Origin of the sequence: Microbacterium sp. NPDC090281 (genome assembly GCF_044769635.1) — a bacterium.
GTDB lineage: Bacteria > Actinomycetota > Actinomycetes > Actinomycetales > Microbacteriaceae > Microbacterium.
Window position 1 is genome coordinate 2499763 of the sequence record NZ_JBIVYH010000001.1, and the last position, 21256, is coordinate 2521018.

Sequence of the window (21256 nt, forward strand, 5' to 3'; positions counted from 1 at the left end):
TCGATTCTAAGGGATGAGTGCTGCGAGCTGCCGCACCGCGTCTGCGTAGCCGTCGACGCCGTGCCCGACCACACGCACGGCTGCGACGTCATCGAGGTACGAGTGGTGCCGGAACTCCTCGCGCTTGTAGACGTCGGAGATGTGAACCTCGGCGAACGGGAGCGACACCCCGGTGAGCGCGTCGCGCAGGACGACGGACGTGTGGGTGAGACCTCCGGGGTTGATCACGATGGCTGCGCAGTCCTCGCGCGCGGCGTGGATCGCGTCGATCAGCACTCCCTCATGGTTGCTCTGCACCGCACGCACCTCGAACCCGAACTCGGCCGCGGCCTCGGCGGTGATCCGCTCCACGTCGGCGAGGGTCGCCGTGCCGTACACCTCCGGCTCACGCGTGCCGAGGAGGTTCAGGTTCGGGCCGTTCACGAGGAGGATGAGCCCACTCACGAGCCGACCTCCTGGTACGCGGCGAACATGAGCGACTCGTCGGGGGCCTGCAGCACGGTGGGCTTGGCGATGTCGTCGAGCAGGATGAAGCGCAGCATCCCACCACGGCTCTTCTTGTCGCGCTGCATCGTGGCGAGCAGCTGCTTCCAGGCGCCGACGCGGTACGAGGTGGGAAGACCCAATGATTCGAGGATGGTGCGGTGACGCTCGGCGGCGGCATCCGGCAGGCGTCCCGCGAGACGTGAGAGCTCGGCGGCATACAGCATCCCGACAGAGATGGCCGCGCCGTGGCGCCAGCGGTACCGTTCGGCATGCTCGATCGCGTGGCCGAGCGTGTGGCCGTAGTTGAGGATCTCGCGGAGCCCCGCCTCACGGAAGTCGTCGGAGACGACCTTCGCCTTCATGTCGATGGCGAGCTCGATGGCACGCCGGAACTCGTCCGTCGTCGGGTCGACCGCGCGTGCGGGATCGGCTTCGACGATGTCGAGGATCTCCGGCGCCCAGATGAACCCGGCCTTGACGACCTCGGCGAAACCGGCTGTCGCCTCGTTCGGGCTCAGACTGGCGAGCTCGTCGAGATCTCCGACGACGGTGCTCGGAGCCCAGAAGGCGCCGACGAGGTTCTTGCCCTCAGCCGTGTTGACCCCGGTCTTGCCGCCGACCGCCGCGTCGACGAGTCCGAGCACGGTGGTCGGCACCTGGATGAGCTGCACACCGCGCAGCCAGGTGGCAGCGACGAACCCGGCGAGATCGGTGACGGAGCCGCCGCCGTAGCCGACGACGGCATCGCTGCGCGTGAAGTCGGCCTGTCCCATCACCTGCCAGCAGAAGGCCGCGACCTCGATGCGCTTGCCCTGCTCGGCGTCGGGGATCTCGGCGAGCAGCACCTCACGCGGACCTTCGGTGGTGTCCGCGAGAAGGCGATCGCGCAGCTCGGCCGCGCGGGCGGCGAGGGTCGGGGGGTGCACGACCAGGATCTTGCGCACACCCGGCGCGAGGGCGGCGGAAACCTGGTCGAGGATCCCCCGTCCGATCGAGATGTCATAGGCGTCGTTCCCTGTGACGCTGATGGTCGTCGTGCTCATCGCTGCTCTCTCCTCCATGTCACGATCTCGTCCGCGATCTTCTGCATCGGACGCCGTGAGGTGTCGAAGGTCGCCGAGGAGACCTCGGCGTACCAGCCCCGACGTTCCTCGAAGATCTTCTTCCAACGTTCCACGGGATCCTCCCCCGCCAGCAACGGTCGGCTGCTGCCACGCAGACGGTCCGCGACTGCTTCCGGGCTGACCGTCAGGAAGACCACGGGCTGATGGCGCAGCAGGTCGCGCGTCGCGGCCTCGGTGACCGCTCCGCCCCCGAGCGAGATCACCCCGCCCTCGGCGAGAGCGTCGGCCACCGCCGCGCGCTCGAGCTCGCGGAAATGAGCCTCCCCGTGCTCGGCGAAGATGCCGGGGATCGGTCCGTGTGCGGCGACGATGCGCCGGTCCGTATCGATGAAGGCGACACCGAGCCGACGCGCAACGCGCCTGCCGACGCTGGTCTTGCCGGCGGCCATCGGGCCGACCAGCACCAACGTCAGCGGGTCAGACGCGCTCGTCATGCGCGATGAGCGCCGCCTCGGACGCCGGTGTCGTGCGCAGCTCGGCGGGGATGCCCGCCAGGTAGCCGTCGAGGTTGCGACGCGTCTCGCGGATGCTGTCGCCGCCGAACTTCTCCAGCACGGCGTTCGCGAGCTCGACGGCGACCATGGCTTCGGCGACCACTCCGGCGGCCGGCACGGCGCACACGTCCGAGCGCTGGTGATGCGCCGTTGCGTCCTCGCCCGTTGCGATGTCGATGGTCCGCAGGGAGTGCGGCACAGTGGCGATCGGCTTCATGCCGGCACGAACGCGGAGCACGGTGCCCGTGGACATGCCGCCCTCGGTACCACCGGCACGATCAGAACCACGAGTGATGCCGTCGCTGGTGGCGAAGAGCTCATCGTGCGCTGCCGAGCCTCGGCGTCGTGTGGTCTCGAATCCGTCGCCGACCTCGACGCCCTTGATCGCCTGGATGCTCATCAGCGCCTGAGCAAGACGCGCGTCCAGGCGGCGGTCCCAGTGCACGTGCGAGCCGAGTCCTGGCGGAAGGCCGTAGGCGAGCACCTCGACGATGCCACCGAGCGTGTCGCCATCCTTCTTCGCATCGTCGACCTCGGCGACCATGAGCGCTGATGTCGCGGGGTCGAAGCAACGCAGCGGATCGGCATCGAGCACCTCGACGTCATCCGGTGTGGGCAGCGCAGAACCGGCCGGCACCTGCACCGGGCCGATCGACAGCGTGTGGCTGACGAGGCGGATGCCGAGTTCGCCCAGGAACGAGCGCGCGATCGCACCGAGTGCGACGCGGGCGGCCGTCTCCCTGGCGCTCGCGCGCTCGAGGATGGGTCGCGCCTCATCGAAGTCGTACTTCTGCATGCCGACGAGGTCTGCGTGGCCGGGACGCGGGCGCGTCAGCGGAGCGCTGCGTCCGCGCGACTTGTCGGTGAGCTCGACCGGCTCGGGGTTCATGACCTCGATCCACTTCGGCCACTCGGTGTTGCCGATGCGGAGGGCGATCGGGCTGCCGAGGCTCTTGCCGTGGCGGACGCCGCCGGAGATCGTCAACTCGTCCTGCTCGAACTTCATCCGCGAGCCGCGGCCGTAGCCCAGTTTGCGGCGGGCGAGATCGGCCTGGATGGCAACGGAGGAGACCGGGACACCGGAGGGCAGACCCTCCATGACGGCGATGAGTTCTGGGCCGTGGGATTCGCCGGCCGTGAGCACGCGGAGCATTGCTCCAGTCTCCCATGTGTTCGGACCGTTGCTGCGCCGCGTTTCGTCCGCGGCGTCTTGTCAGAGCGCAGCGCGCATGGCGCGGATGACGGCATCCTCGTCGGGGAGTTCGATCACCGGGTCACCGTGGTGGAAGATCCGGATCTGACGGACCGCCTGGTGCAGCAGCATTCCGAGTCCGGAGACGACCGCTCCTTCGCCCCAGGACACAGCGAGAGCCGACGGCCACGGAGCGTAGGCGGCATCGAAGAGCGTCCCGCCACTCGCCCCGAACGCGGCGGCGGTCTCGACGGGGAGCGTTGTCCCGCTGGGCAAGGTAGCGATCGTCAGATCGACATCGAGGGGCGGCGCATCGAGAGGCGAAACCTCCACGACCGTTCCGATCCGCTCCCCGAGGTCGACGAGTGCTGCTGCGCGCTGCGGCCGTCGAGCGCGGACCTCGACTCGACCTGCTCCGAGCTCGGAAGCGGCCACGAGTGCCGACGCAGCCGTGGCCCCGGCTCCGAGAATGCGCACGTGCCCGGCGTGGTCGACGCCCGCCTCGGCCAGCGCGTCCACGATCCCGCCGACATCCGTGTTGTATCCGGCGGGGGCGTCGCCCAGGAGCAGCGTGTTGACCGCGCCGGTGAGCTCGGCGTGTCGGTCTCTTGTCGCAGCGACGCGGAACGCCGCCTCCTTGAGCGGCATCGTCAGCGAGAGACCGCGCCAGGTGCTGTCGAGCTGGCTGAAGGTCGACTCGAAGGCCTCCGCTGCGACCTGACGGCGCCCGTACTCCCAGTCCAGCCCCAGGACCCGATACGCACTGGCATGCAGGTCAGGCGACTTGGAGTGCGCGATCGGGTCCCCCCAGACCGCCAATCGGGTTCGAGCCACCGTCTCAGCAACCGCCCTCAGGGTTCGCCCGGCACCACTCGCGCCACTTCTCGATGCCCTGCTCGTGCTCTGCCATGGTCTGGGAGAACTGCGTCTCCCCCGTCGCCAGGTTGATCGTCACGAAGTAGAGCCACGGGCCGTCCTCCGGATTCATGGCCGCTTTGATGGCCGCGTCGCTCGGGCTCGCGATCGGCGTCGCCGGGAGCCCCTTGCGCACGTAGGTGTTCCACTCGTTGTCGTCCTCCAGCGCTTCCTTGGAGCTCGACACGACGCCCTCATGGAGGGAGCCGTAGCCGTACTGCGCCGTCGAGTCCATCTGCAGGAGCATGTCGATGTCGAGACGGTTCTGGATGACCCTCGACACCTTCGCGAAGTCGTCCAGTCGCCCCTCACGCTGAATGATCGACGCGATCGTCAGGATGCGCTCCGCATCAGCGGCAGGGACACCGGCGCCATCGAGTGACTCACGGGTGCGATCGACCATGCGCTGGATGACCTGGGGCGCGGTGACTCCGGGATCGAACTCGTACACGGCAGGGAACAACCAGCCCTCGAGGCTCGGCGCGTCGACACCGTACGCCGATGGGTCCTTGACTGCAGCCTCGAAGTCGGCCAGCGGAAGCCCCAGCGTCTCGGCCATCGCCGGCAGCGACGACACGATCGTGCCCCCCTCCGACACGGAGACCGCGTTCGCCATCTTGTTGGCGTCGTTCTTGAGAGCATCCAGAGCAGCCTCAGCCGTCATCTTCTCCTGCAGGCGGTAGACGCCGGGGTAGAAGGTGACGGCGAGGTTCTCATCGACGATGTAGTCGTAGAAGACGTCCTTCGTCTTCGTCACACCCGCCTCATAGAGGGCGGCCGACACCGGCGCGCCGGTATCGCCCTGCTTGATCGTGACGAGTGCCTCACCGCTCGCGAGCCCCGGCTCCCAGTCCTTGGATTCGCCCCAGCCCATGACGTCACTGATCTTGTCGCCGTACGTGTTCGCGACCCAGACACCGGTCGCCGCGATTCCGCCGAGGACAGCGAGGACGATGATCAGTGCGATCAGGCATCCCTTGCGGCGCTTCTTCTTCTTCGGTCGCGCATCAACATGGTCGTCATGGGGTGCGAAGAGATCGTCGAGGCCGCCTCCGAGCGGTGGCTCTGGCGTGGCTGCGCCGGACGGCGCCACCAGCGGCACCGCTCGCGTTGGCGTCTCAGCCGCATCGGCCGACGCTCGGACCGGGGTCGACGAAGGCACAGCGGCCGTGGCTGGTGAAGCCGCATCGTCGGCCGAGGCGCGAACCGGAACGGGCGATGGCTCGAACGGAGCGCTCGCCGTTCCTCGCGCCGGTGTGGCGGCGCCATCTTCAGAGGCCGCTTCACGTGCTGCGCGACGCGATCCGGGCAGGGGCGCGCTGTCGTCGACGGTCGGAATCTGCCGCGTGGGATCGGGGAGGTTCTCGAACAGGTCCCCCAAGCGGGAGTCGTGGTCGTGTCGGGGGGTAGCGCTGTCTCGTTCAGACATCGTCAGGCGTGCTCCTCGTCAGGCGAGATGGTGGCACCGGCCGGGTTTCCGGTGCTCTTCTCCATGTCGATCGCCTGCTGCAGAAGCACCACGGCGGCGACCTGATCCACAATGCTACGAGACTTCTTCTGAGATCTCCCGGAACTGCGCAAAGCTGCGTGCGCCGTCACGGTGCTGAGCCGCTCATCCACGAGCCGCACGGGGAGGCCGCTTCGCTTGTGAAGCGCCGCGGCGAACTCGCGCGCATCCGTGGTCGACGCGGTGTCGGCGCCCTGCATGTTCACCGGCAGACCCACCACGAACTCCAGCAGGTCGTACTCCCCCGCGAGCTGCACGATGCGATCGATCGATGCGTCGTCCCTCGAAACCGTCTCGACCGGGACCGCGAGCATGCCGTCGGGGTCGCAGCGCGCGACACCGACCCTCGCCCGGCCGACGTCGATCCCGAGCCGCACACCGCGGCGGAACCCACTCACGCGACGTGCAGCTCCTGGCTGATGGCCTCAAGCGCCGACGGAAGGGCCGCGACATCAGCGCCACCACCCTGGGCGACGTCGTCGCGACCGCCGCCACCACCACCGAGGATTCCGGCGGCGCGCTTCGCGAGCGCACCCGCCTTCGCCCCGGCAGAGCGGGCCGCATCGTTGGTCGCCACGACCACGACAGGGCGCCCGTTGACGACTGCGCCGAGAGCCACGACCGCCGCGTCCGACCCGAGTCGATCGCGGACACCGTTGACGAGATCGCGGACGTCGTCCGCAGAAGCCACGTCGCCGAGGTTCTGCGCCGCCACGCGGAATGCACCGACGCGTGTCGCAGACTCGACGATCGCGGGGACGAGCCCTGCGCGCTCCTTCGCCTCGAACTGAGCGATGCGCTTCTCGGCAGCCTTCAGGTTCGCGGTGAGATCGGCGATCCGCTCCGGCAGCTGTTCACGCGGAGTCTTCAGCGAGCTGGTGAGCTGGGAGATGATGGCCCGTTCTGCGGCGAGCTCGCGGAACGCATCGGCGCCGACGAGCGCCTCGATGCGACGGTTGGAGGCTCCGACGGAGGACTCTCCCACCAGGCTGACGAGTCCGATCTCCGCGCTCGTGCTCACGTGCGTGCCGGCACACAGCTCACGCGACCACGGGCCGCCGATGTCGACCATGCGCACGACATCGCCGTACTTCTCGCCGAACAGCGCCATGGCGCCTGCTTCCTTCGCCTCATCGAGCGACACGATGCGCGTGGTCACCTCGAGGGCATCCTGCACGGCACGGTTCGTGATCTCCTCGATCTCGCTGCGGGTGTCGGCGGAGAGAGCCTGCGACCAGGAGAAGTCGAACCGCATGTAGCCGGCGCGGTTCAACGACCCGGCCTGAGTGGCGGTCGGGCCCAGGGTGTCGCGGAGCGCGGCGTGCACGAGGTGGGTGGCCGAGTGCGCCTGGCGCGCGGCGCGACGGTTCGCGGCATCCACGACCGTGGTCGCGATGTCATCGACGGCCACACTCCCGCGAGTCACCTCGACCGTGTGACTGATCAGTCCGGGCACCGGCTTCTGCACATCGAGCACCTCGAGCACGTAGCCCGGGCCGACGATGGTTCCCTTGTCGGCGACCTGGCCACCCGACTCGGCGTACAGGGTGGTCTCGGCGAGGACGACCTCGGCGATCTGCCCCTCGGAGGCGCTCCGCACCGGCGCACCGTCGACGAGGAGTCCGAGCACACGGGATTCGACCTCGAGCGCGGTGTAGCCGTCGAAGCCGGTCTCGCCCAGAGCACGCAGATCGCGGTAGATCGACACGTCGGCGAGCTGCCGCTTGCGGTTGCGGGCGTCATCCTTCGCGCGCTGGCGCTGCTCCTGCATGAGCGTGTCGAACGCTGCGCGATCGACTTCGAGGCCCGCCTCCTCGGCGACCTCGAGCGTGAGATCGATCGGGAATCCGTAGGTGTCGTGCAGCAGGAAGGCCTCAGGGCCGCTGAGCGTCTTCCCCCCGCTCTTCCTGGTCTCGTCGAGCGCCAGATCGAGGATCGTGGAGCCGGCGACGAGCGTGCGACGGAACGTCTCCTCCTCGGCGAAAGCGGAGGCGGAGAGCACCGACCAGTCCTTCTCCAACACCGGATAGGCCGACTTCATGGCATCGCGCGAGGCGGCGAAGAGCTCGGGGAACACGGGCTCATCCACACCGAGCAGACGCATGGCGCGGACCGTGCGACGCATGAGACGACGCAGGATGTAGCCGCGTCCCTCGTTGGAGGGCCGGACGCCGTCGGAGAGCAGCATGAGGGAAGAGCGCACGTGGTCTGCGATCACGCGGAAACGGACGTCGTCTTCGTGCTCTGCACCGTAGCGCCGACCGGAGAGCTCGATGGCACGGTCGAGCACCGGGCGCACCTGGTCGGACTCGTACATGTTCTCGACGCCCTGCTTGATGAACGCGACGCGCTCGAGTCCCATGCCGGTGTCGATGTTCTTCATCGGCAGTTCGCCGATGATGTCGAACTCCGTCTTGCTACGGATGTTCTCGAGGAGGTCCTGCATGAACACGAGGTTCCAGATCTCCAGGAACCTCGAGTCGTCGACGGCTGGACCGCCATCCTTGCCGTAGGACGGGCCACGGTCGAAGAAGATCTCCGAGTCGGGGCCGCCGGGACCGGGCTGACCGGTGTTCCAGTAGTTGTCCGCTCGTCCGAGTCGCTGGATCCGCTCCGGCTTGAGCCCGATGATGTCGCGCCAGATGGCCTCGGCCTCGTCATCGGTCTCGTAGACGGTGACCCAGAGGTCCTTCTCATCGAAGCCGAGACCGCCGTCGGACTCGGAGCTCGTCAGCAGCTCCCAGGCGTATCGGATCGCGCCTTCCTTGAAGTAGTCGCCGAACGACCAGTTACCGAGCATCTGGAAGAACGTTCCGTGACGGGCTGTGCGACCGACCTCTTCGATGTCATTGGTGCGGATGCACTTCTGCACATCGGCGATGCGCGGGTGGGGCGCGGGCACGACACCCGTGAGATACGGGATCATCGGCACCATTCCGGCGACCGTGAACAACAGAGACGGGTCGTCGCTGACCAGGGAGGCGGAGGGGACGATGAGGTGGTCGTTCTTCTCGAAGAAGTCGAGGTAACGCTGCGCGATTTCCGCAGTTTTCATAAGGTTCCGGGTGTCCTTGCGTGAAGATGCCGCGCCGAAGCGCTGCTGCGGTGGTTCAGTTGTCGCCCGGCTCCGTGAGCCGTGCCTCCTGCTCGCGGTAGGCGTCGCCGAGGATCGCGGTGAAACCGTTGATCCGGGCATCGACCTCGGCGAGGATGTCGTGACCGCGCGGGTCCTTGTTCATGAAGTGAGCCGCGACGAAGCCGCCGATCACACCGATCAGGAACCACAGCACATTCTTCATGTCGTCATCCTTGCCTCTACCCGCGTAGGCGCGGTGCCTCCATCGTATGCGGAAACGACAAGAGGCGTCGGGAATCCCGACGCCTCTTGCCCTGATGCTCTCAGCGAGCAGTGTGAGCGATGCTCAGCGAGCTGCGTAGTACTCGACGACGAGCTGCACTTCACAGGTCACGGGGACCTCGGCGCGCTTCGGGCGACGAACCAGACGCGACTGGAGCTTGTCGAGCTCGACCTCGAGGTAGCCCGGAACGGGGGGCAGAACCTCGGCGTGACCGCCGGCTGCTGCCACCTGGAAGGGCTCGGTGCCCTCGCTCTTGGCCTTGACGTGGATGAGCTGACCCGGCTTCACGCGGAACGACGGGCGGTCGACGAGCTGGCCGTCGACGAGGATGTGGCGGTGCACGACGAGCTGGCGAGCCTGAGCCGTGGTGCGGGCGAAGCCCGAACGCACGACGAGAGCGTCGAGACGCATCTCGAGGAGCTCGACCAGGTTCTCACCGGTCAGACCGTCGTGACGACGTGCCTCGTTGAAGGTGTTGCGCATCTGCTTCTCGCGGATGCCGTACTGCTCGCGAAGACGCTGCTTCTCACGAAGACGGACGGCGTAGTCGCTGTCTGCCTTGCGCTTGGTACGGCCGTGCTCACCCGGAGCGTAGGGACGCTTCTCGAGGTAGCGGGCGGCCTTCGGGGTGAGCGGGATGCCAAGGGCACGGCTCAGACGCACCTTGCGGCGGTCCTGGGACTTCGTGGTCACGAAGTTTGTCCTTCCGATGACGTGGTCGCGTCTTTCACGACTCACGGACGTATCGTCCGCGTTCTGCCTTGGAGCGCACGCCGGGGCGCCAGCAAGGTGTGGTGTGAACGAGGAGATGCCCGAAAACTCGGTTTCGAGCCGCTCAAGTCTAACAGATCGCGGTTCTCCACCCGATCGGAAGGGTCAGCGGTCGCCGAGGATGCGGCGGATGCGCTCGAGCCGCGCGCCGATGTCGCGCTCCGCCCCGAGGTTCTTCGGCTCGTAGTAGTGCCGCCCGTCGAGCTCATCGGGCAGATACTGCTGCGGCACGACTCCGAACTCGCTGTCGTGCGAGTACACGTATCCGCGGCCGTGACCGAGGCGCTTCGCCCCGGGATAGTGCGCGTCTCGCAGATGCAGCGGTACACGCCCGAAACCGCCGGAGCGGATGTCTGCGATCGCGGCATCGATGCCGACATATGCCGCATTCGACTTCGCTGTGGTCGCGAGGTAGACGGTCGCCTCGGCGAGTGGGATGCGGCCTTCCGGCATCCCGATGAACGCCACCGCGTCCGCGGCGGCCACTGCGATGCTCAGCGCCTGAGGGTCGGCGAGACCCACGTCTTCCGAAGCCGAGATCACCAGCCGCCTGGCGATGAAGCGCGGGTCCTCCCCCGCCTCGATCATGCGCGCGAGATAGTGCAGCGCGGCGTCAGGGTCAGACCCTCTGATCGACTTGATGAACGCGCTGATGACGTCGTAGTGCTCATCGCCCTGCCGGTCGTAGCGCAGCAGCGCCTTGTCGACGGCCTGCGCGACGTCGTCGGCGGACACCTGCGGCACGCCCTCCGCACCGGGCTGGTCTCCTGAACCGTCTTCGGGGTCTGCAGCCGCGGCGTGGGACATCGCGACCGCCGCCCCCGCTTCGAGTCCCGTGAGTGCGCGTCGTGCATCGCCTGATGCCAACCGCACCAGGGCGGAGCGGGCCTCGTCGCTGAGCGCGACAGCCCCGTTGAGGCCACGGGCATCGTCGACCGCACGGTCGACGAGCAGTCCGATGTCGTCGTCGGTGAGGGGCTGGAGCGTCAGCAGCAGCGAGCGCGAGAGCAGCGGCGAGATGACGGAGAACGAGGGATTCTCGGTGGTCGCGGCGATCAGGATGACCCAGCCGTTCTCGACGCCGGGGAGCAATGCATCCTGCTGAGCCTTCGTGAAGCGATGGATCTCGTCGAGGAAGAGGATCGTCGTCTGCCCGTACAGATCGCGCTGCGTGATGGCCTCCTGCATGACCTCGCGCACGTCCTTCACACCGGCCGTGATCGCGGAGAGCTCGACGAAGCGGCGCCCGGACGAACGGGCGATCGCCTGCGCGAGCGTCGTCTTCCCGGTGCCCGGAGGCCCCCACAGGATGATCGATACGGCTCCGGGTGAAGTCGCCTCCGGATCGGCGAGGGCGACGATCGGCGATCCGGCGCGCAGCAGGTGCCGCTGCCCGGCGACCTCTGCGAGGGACACCGGGCGCATGCGCACGGCGAGAGGCGTCTGCCCGGAGAGGAGCGGCGCGGAAGGGGTCACCCGCCAAGGCTACTCGGGGCGGGCGACATCCCTGTCACCGGAAGAGGTCGGCGAACTCGAGCTGTCGGGACTGCCCGGTGGTGCCGATCGAGATCTGTGCACCCGGCGCGGATGAGACCATGCGCGCCTGCCAGCCGATGTTCGAGACGTGCCCTCGTCCGGACACCCTGTTGTCCGGGCTCCAGACCCGGAGCGCCTCCATGCGGAGTCCGCGACCGGTCGTACCCACCGTGGCCTCGGTCCCTGAACCCTGCGTGCACACCGGTGTCATCCACCCGATGTTCTGGACGTGCGCCTGGAGGCAGATGACCTTTCCCGCCTGCTGTCGCACGGCCAGCGCTTCGAGGCCCAGGCCCTGACCGGTGGTGCCGCCGCCTGTGATCCATCCCCGTTGGGCGACGTGGCTCCGCACCGAAGCATCCTGGGGCAGCACGGTCGGCGCCGGCGTCGAGACCGGATACTTCGCGAACACCTGCGTGGCGTACCCGTTGACGTAGCCGATGCCGATCGTCGTGTAGTCACCGAGGATGTTCGCCCGGTGCCCCGGCGAGTTCATCCACCCGCCGACGACATCCGCGGGCGAGTACCCGGACGCGACGTTCTCCGCGGCTCTGCTCCATCCGCCCGGGATCTGGTTCGAGTACTGCGGGTTGTGATACATCCGGCCTTCACGCGATTGGGTCGCCGACCAGTTCTGCGCGACCGTGGTCACGGCGCCGTCCAACACGAGCGGAGCAAGCCCGTTCGCGGCTCGTGCGGCGTTCGTGTCCGCCAGGATGCGTGCGATGTCGTTGTTCGGTGGCGCGATCTCGGCCGCCTGCGCCGTCGGGACGACGCCCAGCGCGACGATGGCGCCGATGGCGAGGGCGGCGACGACGTTCCTGGTCCACTGCATGGGAATGCTCCTGTTTCGGACGGAGGCGGTCAATTGCCACCAAAGTAACCGGTCGGCACCGGTATGGCGACCCTGCCTGGTGGACCAAGCCCTGCAGAAGGCCATCGCTTCAGCGCGAAGTCGTGACGACGGTAGGCTCTGACGCGACGTCGAATGGCGACGCAGTGAGGGGAACCAGGGCAGATGGTGGCACGCGGGTCCAAGAACGCACAGCAGCGAGCGCAGGCGGAACGTGCTCGCATCCATGCGGCCCGCACCAGCTGGCACGACGGGCAGATCCGTCGCCGCGTGCGCGACAACACGATCGGCGTCATCATCGGCGTCGTCATCGTCGCCGCTGCCATCGTCAGCCAGGTCGTGCACGCCCAGGTGGCGGCCCCCGAGCCGACGCCGACCCCGACGATCGCGCCGAGCGAGACACCGGCCCCCTCTGAGACCCCCGTCCCGAGCGAGACGCCCGCCGGATAGCAGCCTCGGCGCGGATCAGCCACGCACCGGCAGCACGTACGACGAGGGCTCGCCGAGGAGCCGCGCCCCGACCAGCGGTCGCAGCGCGCCGTATGCGGATGCATCGCCTACCAGGATCCCGCCGAGCAGTGTGTGGGCATCCTCCGCCAGGACGAGCTTCTTGTAGACCCCGGCGATCGGATCCGCGTACAGCACGTCGACCGCATCCGGCGTGCTGGCGAGTGCGTCGCCGAAGCTGACCACTTCGACGCCGGCCAGGGTGACCGCAGCCGATTCGTCATATCCGGAGAACGAGACATCGCCGCCGAGCATCCTGGCGACCGCCACATCGGCCATCTCGTGCGCGGCCGTGACGAGCCCGACGCTGCGCCCGTCGTAGCTGGCGACCTCACCGATCGCCAGCACACTCGGGTCGGAGGTGCGGCACCCGTCGTCGATCACGATGCCACCGAGCGGATGCACGTCGATCCCGGCGTTGCGGGCGAGTTCGTCGCGCGCCTGCATCCCGACTGTGAAGATCACCACGTCGACGCGTTGGAACGACCCGTCTTGGTACTCGATCGCGGTCACCGCTCCGGATTCGTCCGGATCGATCCTGGTCGCTCGCGTGCCGGTGCGCACGGTGATGCCGCGCGCCTGCAGATGCCGCTTCACGATGCTGCCAGCGGTTCCGTCGAGCTGCGCGGCCATGAGTCGATCCGCGTACTGGATGACGGTCGCATCGACCTCCATGGCCTGCAGCGCTCCCGCCGCCTCGAGACCGAGCACCCCGCCACCGATCACGACCCCGCGCAGATCGCGACCGAGCTCGGCCCCGCGCACCTGGACGAACTCGCGGAGCTCTTCGACGTCGTCGAGCGTGCGATATGCGAAGCATCCCGGCAGCGAGGAGCCCTCGATCGCGACCCGGGCCGCATAGGCGCCGGTGGCCAGCACCAAGGTGTCGTAGCGATGGATCCGTCTGGATCGGGTCAGCACGGTCCGCGCCCGGCGGTCGATCCGGAGTACCCGGTCGTCGACGATCAGCTCGAGCCGCTCGTCGTCGAAGAGCGAGGCACCGAAGGACAGATCTTCCTCCGCCGCCCCGCGGAACAGTTCGCTGAGCCGGGAGCGGTCGTAGGGCTGTCGCCCCTCGTCGCCGATCATCGTCACCCGCACCGGTTCGGACGCACGTTCCAGGAGCTGCTCGGCGAACCGCCGCGCCGCCATCCCCGCACCGACGACCAGGATCTCGGTGACGATGGGACTGTTCATCGATGGTGCTCCTGTCGGCGGCGTTCGTGCCGTACCCACGACGCTAGGCCGCGCGTGTTTCCCGGATGTGACGAGACGTGTGTCACGCAGCGAACGATCACATCACAGATAGGTAACGAGCGCCCGTCAGCCCATCTCGAACCGCCGGATCGACGACGTGAGACCGTCGTCACCCGACGCATCCGGCACCGCAGCCGTGCGCGTACTAGGCTGAAGCCCGTCCCTTCCCCCTCCCGCGGGATGACCGCGCAAGGAGAGCACTCTTGTCTGCCACCGAACCAACGAAGCCGACTCCACCGGTACCGGGTCCGCCCGTACCGGGTCCGCCGCGTCTTCCGGCACCCCCGCGCGTTCCCGCGACGGCCGCCGTCCCCTCCGTACCGACCGCAGCTCCGTCGAGCGACGGCACCGAATGGGGCCGCGTCAGCGAAGACGGCACCGTCGAGGTCAAGGAAGGCGACGCCTGGCGCGTGGTCGGTCAGTACCCGGACGGAACCCCCGAAGAGGCGCTGGCCTACTTCGTGCGCAAGTACGACGACATCGCTTTCAAGGTGCACGCGCTCGAGCAGCGCCACCAGGCCGGCGGAGCCGCAGCCAGCGACCTCGTCAAGCAGGCCGGTCACGTGCTGGCCGAAGCCACGGATGCCGCCGCCGTCGGTGATCTGGCAGGACTGCGCGACCGGCTCACGGCTCTCACGTCGTCGCTGTCCGAGGCGACGGAGCAGGAAGCTCAGCAGGCCAAGGAACTCGTCGATCAGGCGATCGCCGAGCGCACCGCCCTTGTCGAACGAGCTGAGGCGATCGCTGCACGCGACCTGAGCAAGGTGCAGTGGAAGCAGGTCACTGCCGAACTCGGTGAGCTGTTCGACACCTGGCAGGCCCAGCAGCAGAGCGGTCCGCGCCTGTCGAAGGGCGTCTCGCAGCAGCTCTGGAAGCGATTCCGCGATGCACGTGCCGTCGTCGACAAGCAGCGCCGCGCGTTCTACTCCGAGCTCGACGACGTGCACAAGGCCGCTCGCGACGCGAAGACCCGCCTGGTCGAGCGTGCCGAGGCCCTCGCGCCGCGCGGCACAGACGGAATCCCCGCCTACCGGAACCTCCTCGACGAGTGGAAGGCATCCGGACGGGCCGGCCGTAAGGCCGACGACGCTCTCTGGGCACGCTTCAAGGCTGCCGGTGACGCGCTCTACGCGGCGCGTGCGGAGCAGTCCGCCGCCGAGGAAGCCGAGTCAGCGCCGAAGATCGAGGCCCGCGAGGCACTCCTCGAAGAGGCGAAAGCCGTCGCGGACGAGTCGAACATCAAGCGCGCTCGCGCCCTTCTCACGCGCATCCAGCGTCAGTGGGACGAGCTCGGCCGTGTCTTCCCCCGGGAGAAGGAGCGTGCGCTCGACGACAAGCTCCGTGCGATCGAGCAGGGTCTCAAGGGCCGCGAAGACGTGGACTGGAAGAAGAACAACCCCGAGACCAAGGCGCGCGCGAACGACATGAGCTCGCAGCTGCTCGAGGCCATCGAGAAGCTCGAGGCCGAGGTCGCCGCTGCAGAGAAGTCGGGCGACAAGAAGGCCGCAAAGGCCGCGACCGACGCCCTCGAGGCTCGCCGCGCCTGGCTGAACGCCCTCGGCAGCTGATCGGTTCTCCACAGGTCATCCGCGACCGCTGAAGACGCGGGGTGCACTGCGCCAGACTGGCGTGATGCACCCCGCGTTTCTGTATGTCCCTGGCGAGCGGTTGAGTCAACCGGAGCTGAGTGCGGCGCGCATCGACGGGCATGTGGTCGAGGTGGGCGACGCGTATGTCCCCGCCGACCTGGTGGAAGGTCCCGATGTCAGGGCCAGCACTATCGCATCGCTCATACAGCCGGGTACCGCCGCATCAGGCCCGACCGCCGCCTGGATCCACGGTGCCGGCGATGCCCCGCCTGCTGTACATCACGTGAAGCGCTGCGTCGAACGACGGATCCGCCCGGTCACCAGCTCGCGACTGGTCTTCCATGACACGGTGCTGCCGGCTGACGACCTCGAGATGATCGGCGGAGTCCCGGTGTCGATCCCGGTGCGGACGATGCTCGACCTCGCCACGACGTTGCATCGCGACCCTCGAGTGCTGACGTGGATGCACCGCCTCGCCATCGTCTTCCCCGATGCGCCTGAAGCTGCCGGCGCCGTGCTGCGCGGCATGCGACGCGTCCCGGGAAGTCGCGCCGGATTGGCCGTGCTGGAGAGGCTCGAGTTCAGGAGGAGGTGACGCGGTACACGTCGTAGACGGCATCGATGCGTCGCACGGCGTTGAGGACACGGTCCAGATGCACGGCGTCTCCCATCTCGAACACGAACCTGCTGAGCGCCAGTCGCTCATCGGTCGTCGTGACCGTCGCCGAGAGGATGTTCACGTGGTGCTCGCTCAGCACTCGCGTGACGTCGGAGAGCAGTCCTGAGCGGTCGAGTGCCTCGACCTGGATCTGCACGCGGAACACGCTCTTCGTCGTCGGCGCCCAGGACACTTCGACGAACCGGTCCTGCTCGGCGCTCAAGGCCTTGACGTTCACGCAGTCCGAGCGGTGAACCGAGACGCCGCTACCGCGCGTCACGAATCCGACGATCTGGTCTCCGGGGACGGGAGTGCAGCACTTCGCGAGCTTCACCAGGATGTCGTTTGCGCCGCGCACGAGCACCCCGGAGTCACCGGAGCGGGGTTCGCGCGTCGAGACGGTACCGGGAAGATCGATGGCACCCGTCGTCGGATCGTTCGCGGCGACCAGAGCGGTGACCTTCTCCAACACCGACTGCGTGGAGACGTGCCCCTCGCCGACGGCGGCATAGAGCGCGGAGACGTCTTCGAAGTGCATCCCCCTCGCCACCTCGGTGAACGAGTCATGACTCATCAGACGCTGCAGTGGCAGGTTCTGTCGACGCATCGCGCGGGCGATGGCCTCCTTGCCCTGCTCGATCGCCTCTTCGCGCCGCTCCTTCGTGAACCATCCACGGATCTTGTTGCGGGCTCGTGTGCTGGCCACGAAACCGAGCCAGTCCTGACTCGGTCCGGCATCGGGATTCTTCGAGGTGAAGACCTCGACCACGTCGCCGCTCTTGAGCTCGGACTCCAGGGGCACGAGCCGACCGTTGACCTTGGCGCCCATCGTGCGATGGCCGATCTCGGTGTGCACGGCGTAGGCGAAGTCCACCGGAGTGGCGCCGGAGGGGAGTCCGATCACGCGCCCCTTCGGCGTGAAGACGTAGACCTCTTTCGCGCCGATCTCGAAGCGGAGCGACTCGAGGAACTCACCCGGGTCGGCAGTCTCTGCCTGCCAGTCGGAGATGTGCGCGAGCCAGGCCATGTCGGTGTCGGAGGCGCGCACCTCGGTCTTGCTGCCGCCGTTCATCCGCTCTTTGTACATCCAGTGCGCGGCGACGCCGTACTCGGCCTGCTGGTGCATCTCGTGCGTGCGGATCTGGATCTCGACCGTGCGACCGGCCGGACCGATCACGGTCGTGTGCAGCGACTGATAGAGGTTGAACTTCGGGGTGGCGATGTAGTCCTTGAACCGGCCGGGCAATGGAGTCCAACGCGCATGGATCGCGCCGAGGACCGCATAGCAGTCACGCACCGAGGCCACGATGACCCGAATGCCGATCAGGTCGTAGATGTCGTCGAACTCGCGGCCCCGGACCACCATCTTCTGGTACACCGAGTACAGCTGTTTCGGGCGACCCACGACCTTGCCGCGGATTCGGAGATCACGCAGATCTTCGTCGATCTCCTCGACGACCTGGTTCAGGTACTTCTCACGCTGCGGGGTGCGCTGCGCGATGAGGCTGTGGATCTCGTTGTAGATCTTCGGGTGCAGCACCGCGAACGAGAGGTCTTCGAGCTCCGACTTGATCGCCTGGATACCGAGGCGGTTCGCCAGCGGCGCGTAGATCTCCAGGGTCTCCTTGGCCTTCTTGGCCGCCTTCTCGGGCGGCACGAAGCCCCAGGTACGCGCGTTGTGGAGACGGTCGGCGAGTTTGATCAACAGCACCCGGATGTCTTTCGACATCGCGACGATCATCTTGCGGACGGTCTCGGCCTGGGCGCTCTCGCCGTATTTGACCTTGTCGAGCTTGGTGACGCCGTCGACCAGCATCGCGACCTCGTCACCGAACTCGGCGGTGAGGTCGGTCAGGGCATAGCCGGTGTCCTCGACCGTGTCGTGCAGCAGTGCCGCTGCGATCGCGCGTGGTCCGAGGCCGAGCTCGGCCAGGATCTGGGCGACCGCGAGCGGGTGTGTGATGTACGGCTCGCCGCTCTGTCGCTTCTGACCCTCGTGCTTCTCCTTGGCGACCGCATAGGCCCTCTCGATGACCGAGAAATCGCCCTTGGGGTGATTCGCACGCACGGTGCGGATCAGGTTGTCGAGGTCGTTGATCCGGGACGCGCGGGAGAAGATGCGAGGAACCAGCCGTCGCAGACTGGAACCCTGCGATGACGTCTGCGGTTCCGCCATCAACTCACCTCCCGATCAGTTCATCCTACGCGTGCTGGACGGGAGGAGCTCCCGCCGCGGAGACCGGTCAGGCCTCGACGGACGCCTTGCTGCGGGCCTCGCGGATGCGGGCGTCACGCGCCTTGAGCTGCGGCTCGTTCTCGCGGAACAGCGAGTAGAGCGGAGCAGCCACGAAGAGCGTCGAGTACGTCGCGACGAGGATGCCGACGAAGATCGACAGCGAGATGTCGGTGAGCGACTCGGCACCGAGCCAGAAGGCACCGATGAAGAGCACGGCACCCACCGGCAGCGCCGCGACGACCGATGTGTTGATCGACCGGACGAGCGTCTGGTTCACCGCGAGGTTCACCGATTCCCCGAACAACCGGGCAGATTTCTCCCCGTCCTCGGTCGTATTCTCTCGAACCTTGTCGAACACCACCGTGGTGTCGTACAGCGAGTACGCGAGGATCGTCAGGAAGCCGATCACGGCCGCGGGAGAGATCTCGAAGCCGGCCAGCGCGTAGACGCCGACCGTGATCACGAGCACGTCGAGGAGACCGATGATCGCAGCCGCCGACATCTTCCAGGTGCGGAAGTAGATCGCCAGGATCAGGAAGGTGAGCGCCAGGAAGATCGCGAGACCCCACAAGGACTGCTTCGTGACGTTCTCGCCCCAGGCCGGGCCGATGAACGACGAGGTGACAGCCGACGGCTCGACGTCGTAGGCCTTGGCCAGCGCGTCGGCGACCTGCTGCGTCTCTTCGGCGCTCATCTGGTCGGTCTGGACACGGACGTCCTTGCCGCTGACGACGACCACCTTGGTGGCTGCCCCGGGCACGACAGACTGCACGGCCGTGGTCGCGGTGTCCTGCTCGACGCTGTCCGGCGCCTGCACCGTGAACTGCGAACCACCGGTGAACTCGATCGAGAACTGGATCGGGCGGATGAGCGGCACGAGTGCCGAACCGACGACGAGCACGATCGCGATGATGAACCACAGACGACGCTTGCCGACGAACGGGAAGGACGTCTTGCCCGAGTAGAGGTTGTTGCCGAACTCATTCATGGAAGGCATCAGGCGTCTCCCTCACTTCCGGCGTTGGTGGGTTTCTCGCCCGTGGTGAGGGCCTCGGCGCGCTTGCGTTCCGCAATGGTCTGTCTGCGATCCGCCTCACCGCGGGAGCGGGCGTTCTTCGCGCCACGGCCGGCGGTCGCAGTGGTCACTTCGCGGTACTGCGAACGGCTGCGGTACACGGCTCCCAGTGCTTCGGGATCGAGCCCGGACAGCTTGTGGCCGCCACCGAAGAATCGTGTCCGCGCGAGCAGCTGCATCACGGGGTGGGTGAAGATCACGAAGATGAACACGTCGATGAGGGTGGTGAGTCCGAGCGTGAACGCGAAGCCCTTCACCGTGGCGTCGGCCAGGATGTAGAGGACCAGCGCTGCCAGGATGTTGATCGACTTCGAGATGTAGATCGTGCGCTTCGCGCGCCCCCAGCCGTCCTCGACCGCGGCGGTGATGGACTTCCCGTCGCGGAGTTCGTCTCGTATTCGTTCGAAGTAGACGATGAAGGAGTCGGCCGTGAAGCCGATGGAGACGATCAGACCGGCGACACCGGCGAGCGAGAGGCGGAAGCCGATGCGCCAGGCCAGGATGCAGATGATGATGTAGGTCAGGATCGCCATCACCGCGATCGATGCGATGATCACCGACCCGAGCGCGCGGTAGACGATGAGCGAGTAGATCGCCACCAGTGCGAGACCGATGAGGCCTGCGATCAGGCCGATCTGCAGCTGCTGCGTACCCAGGGTCGCGGAGATCGTGTCGGAGCTCTGAACCGTGAAGCTGAGGGGCAGTGCACCGAACTTGAGCTGATCGGCGAGAGTCGTCGCGCTCTCCTGCGTGAAGCTGCCCGAGATGCTCGGCTTGCCGTCGAGGATCTGACCGTTCATCCGCGGCGCGCTGATCACGTTGCCGTCGAGGACGAAGGCGAACTGATCGCGAGGCGACAGGTTGTCGAGGCGGTTCTGGTTCAGACGCGTGCTGACCTTGCCGAACGCGTCGGCGCCGTCCGCGTTCATCGTGAGCTGGACGAGCCATGCTCCCGACTTCGGGTCGCGGCCGGCCGAGGCATCCGTGATGGCTGTGCCGTCGAGCTCAGCCGGTCCGAGGATGTACTTCGCGGAGCCGTCGGCCGAGCACGCGATGAGCGGCTGGTCCTTCGGCGCCTTCGCGGCGTCGTTGTCGGGGTTCGCGCAGTCGTATGCCTGGAACTCTGCAGCCAGCTTGTCCGTGACCCAGGAGAGGTCGCTCGCGTCGGTCGGCTCAGCCGTCGGCGTCGAGTTCAGGCCCGGGTCCGGGCTGGGGTACGGCGTGGAGTTTCCGTCTTCGCCGACGAACTCGTTGGTCGCCGCCGTCGTGTAGAGCACGGGACGGAACTCGAGCTGAGCGCTGGACTGGATCCGCTCCCGCGTCTGTGCGTCGGCCTCACCCGGAATCTGGACGACGATGTTCTGTCCGCCCTCGGTCGTGATGTCGGCCTCGGCGACACCGGACGCGTCGACACGCTGGCGGATGATCGCGGCGGCCTGGTCGAGCTGCTCGGAGGAGGGAGCAGCCCCATCCTCCGTCTCGGCGCTCAGGACTATCTGCGTACCGCCCTGGAGGTCGAGCGCGAGCTCAGGCGACCACGAGCTGGCCGCTTCCCCGTTGCTGTCCTTGAAGACGTAAACACCCATGGCGTTGATGCCGAAGAGCACGCCCGTCACGAGGAGCAGGCCGAGAAGGACCCGCCAGGCATGACGGACAGGAGAGGATGAAGCCACGTGTGTTCAGCTTTCTGGGAGGAC

19 protein-coding genes are annotated in these 21256 nt (G+C 67.4%); 3 read left to right on the forward strand and 16 right to left on the reverse strand.

The annotated features are described in order from the left end of the window. Window positions 1-6: 6 nt before the first annotated feature. The 12 genes from aroQ to ACIQTX_RS12055 form a co-directional block, all read right to left on the reverse strand. The gene (gene aroQ, locus ACIQTX_RS12000; RefSeq protein ID WP_402972330.1) at window positions 7-444 is read right to left on the reverse strand and encodes a type II 3-dehydroquinate dehydratase; all 438 of its coding nucleotides are present in this window, start codon (window positions 442-444) and stop codon (window positions 7-9) included. Further along, entirely contained in the window at window positions 441-1529 is a 1089-nt protein-coding gene (gene aroB / locus ACIQTX_RS12005; protein WP_402972331.1) for a 3-dehydroquinate synthase, read from the reverse strand. The genes aroQ and aroB overlap by 4 nt, the downstream gene beginning before the upstream one ends. Beyond that, the gene (locus ACIQTX_RS12010) at window positions 1526-2044 is read right to left on the reverse strand and encodes a shikimate kinase (RefSeq protein ID WP_402972332.1); all 519 of its coding nucleotides are present in this window, start codon (window positions 2042-2044) and stop codon (window positions 1526-1528) included. Before ACIQTX_RS12010 ends, aroB begins: the two co-directional genes overlap by 4 nt. After that, a complete protein-coding gene (aroC, locus tag ACIQTX_RS12015) occupies window positions 2028-3257 on the reverse strand; it encodes a chorismate synthase (protein WP_028501822.1) in 1230 nt (409 codons plus the stop codon). The genes ACIQTX_RS12010 and aroC overlap by 17 nt, the downstream gene beginning before the upstream one ends. Before the next feature lie 60 nt (window positions 3258-3317). Further along, entirely contained in the window at window positions 3318-4130 is an 813-nt protein-coding gene (locus ACIQTX_RS12020) for a shikimate dehydrogenase family protein (protein ID WP_402972333.1), read from the reverse strand. A 4-nt stretch (window positions 4131-4134) separates the two neighbouring features. After that, window positions 4135-5640, reverse strand: coding sequence for an endolytic transglycosylase MltG (gene mltG, locus ACIQTX_RS12025; protein ID WP_402972334.1), 1506 nt, complete (start codon window positions 5638-5640; stop codon window positions 4135-4137). A gap of 2 nt (window positions 5641-5642) precedes the next feature. Next, window positions 5643-6116: a Holliday junction resolvase RuvX gene (gene ruvX, locus ACIQTX_RS12030; protein ID WP_028501819.1), complete on the reverse strand. Its 474-nt coding sequence runs from the start codon at window positions 6114-6116 to the stop codon at window positions 5643-5645. After that, a complete protein-coding gene (gene alaS / locus ACIQTX_RS12035) occupies window positions 6113-8773 on the reverse strand; it encodes an alanine--tRNA ligase (RefSeq protein WP_402972335.1) in 2661 nt (886 codons plus the stop codon). The genes ruvX and alaS overlap by 4 nt, the downstream gene beginning before the upstream one ends. Window positions 8774-8828: 55 nt before the next feature. Beyond that, complete coding sequence (locus ACIQTX_RS12040) at window positions 8829-9017, reverse strand: hypothetical protein (protein WP_017202147.1); 189 nt, start codon at window positions 9015-9017, stop codon at window positions 8829-8831. 123 nt (window positions 9018-9140) lie between these two features. Beyond that, window positions 9141-9770, reverse strand: a complete 630-nt coding sequence (gene rpsD, locus ACIQTX_RS12045; RefSeq protein WP_105525330.1) for a 30S ribosomal protein S4 — start codon at window positions 9768-9770, stop codon at window positions 9141-9143. 183 nt (window positions 9771-9953) lie between these two features. Beyond that, window positions 9954-11324, reverse strand: coding sequence for a replication-associated recombination protein A (locus ACIQTX_RS12050; RefSeq protein WP_402972338.1), 1371 nt, complete (start codon window positions 11322-11324; stop codon window positions 9954-9956). Window positions 11325-11358: 34 nt separating this feature from the next. Then, on the reverse strand, window positions 11359-12219 hold the full coding sequence (locus tag ACIQTX_RS12055) for a CAP domain-containing protein (RefSeq protein ID WP_402972340.1): 861 nt from the start codon (window positions 12217-12219) through the stop codon (window positions 11359-11361). Between the two features lie 183 nt (window positions 12220-12402). Between ACIQTX_RS12055 and ACIQTX_RS12060 the strand changes: the two genes are divergently transcribed. Beyond that, entirely contained in the window at window positions 12403-12687 is a 285-nt protein-coding gene (locus ACIQTX_RS12060; protein WP_402972342.1) for a hypothetical protein, read from the forward strand. A gap of 15 nt (window positions 12688-12702) precedes the next feature. Here ACIQTX_RS12060 and ACIQTX_RS12065 read toward each other — a convergent pair whose 3' ends face one another. Then, window positions 12703-13941 (reverse strand): NAD(P)/FAD-dependent oxidoreductase, encoded by a 1239-nt coding sequence (locus ACIQTX_RS12065; protein WP_402972344.1) that lies wholly within the window; start codon window positions 13939-13941, stop codon window positions 12703-12705. A 263-nt stretch (window positions 13942-14204) separates the two neighbouring features. Between ACIQTX_RS12065 and ACIQTX_RS12070 the strand changes: the two genes are divergently transcribed. Both ACIQTX_RS12070 and ACIQTX_RS12075 read left to right on the forward strand, forming a co-directional pair. After that, window positions 14205-15569 carry a DUF349 domain-containing protein gene (locus tag ACIQTX_RS12070; RefSeq protein WP_402972346.1) on the forward strand — a complete coding sequence of 455 codons (1365 nt, stop codon included), beginning with the start codon at window positions 14205-14207 and terminating at the stop codon, window positions 15567-15569. Between the two features lie 64 nt (window positions 15570-15633). After that, window positions 15634-16185, forward strand: coding sequence for a type IV toxin-antitoxin system AbiEi family antitoxin (locus ACIQTX_RS12075; protein ID WP_036273941.1), 552 nt, complete (start codon window positions 15634-15636; stop codon window positions 16183-16185). On the opposite strand, the gene ACIQTX_RS12080 is transcribed toward ACIQTX_RS12075, so the two are convergent. The 3 genes from ACIQTX_RS12080 to secD all read right to left on the reverse strand — a co-directional run bounded on the left by ACIQTX_RS12080 (window position 16172) and on the right by secD (window position 21232). Beyond that, the gene (locus ACIQTX_RS12080; RefSeq protein ID WP_105525321.1) at window positions 16172-18424 is read right to left on the reverse strand and encodes a bifunctional (p)ppGpp synthetase/guanosine-3',5'-bis(diphosphate) 3'-pyrophosphohydrolase; all 2253 of its coding nucleotides are present in this window, start codon (window positions 18422-18424) and stop codon (window positions 16172-16174) included. The two genes, ACIQTX_RS12075 and ACIQTX_RS12080, sit on opposite strands and share 14 nt — an antisense overlap. Before the next feature lie 67 nt (window positions 18425-18491). After that, a complete protein-coding gene (secF, locus tag ACIQTX_RS12085; protein WP_402972348.1) occupies window positions 18492-19481 on the reverse strand; it encodes a protein translocase subunit SecF in 990 nt (329 codons plus the stop codon). Further along, on the reverse strand, window positions 19481-21232 hold the full coding sequence (secD, locus tag ACIQTX_RS12090) for a protein translocase subunit SecD (protein WP_402972350.1): 1752 nt from the start codon (window positions 21230-21232) through the stop codon (window positions 19481-19483). The genes secF and secD overlap by 1 nt, the downstream gene beginning before the upstream one ends. Window positions 21233-21256: the final 24 nt, after the last annotated feature.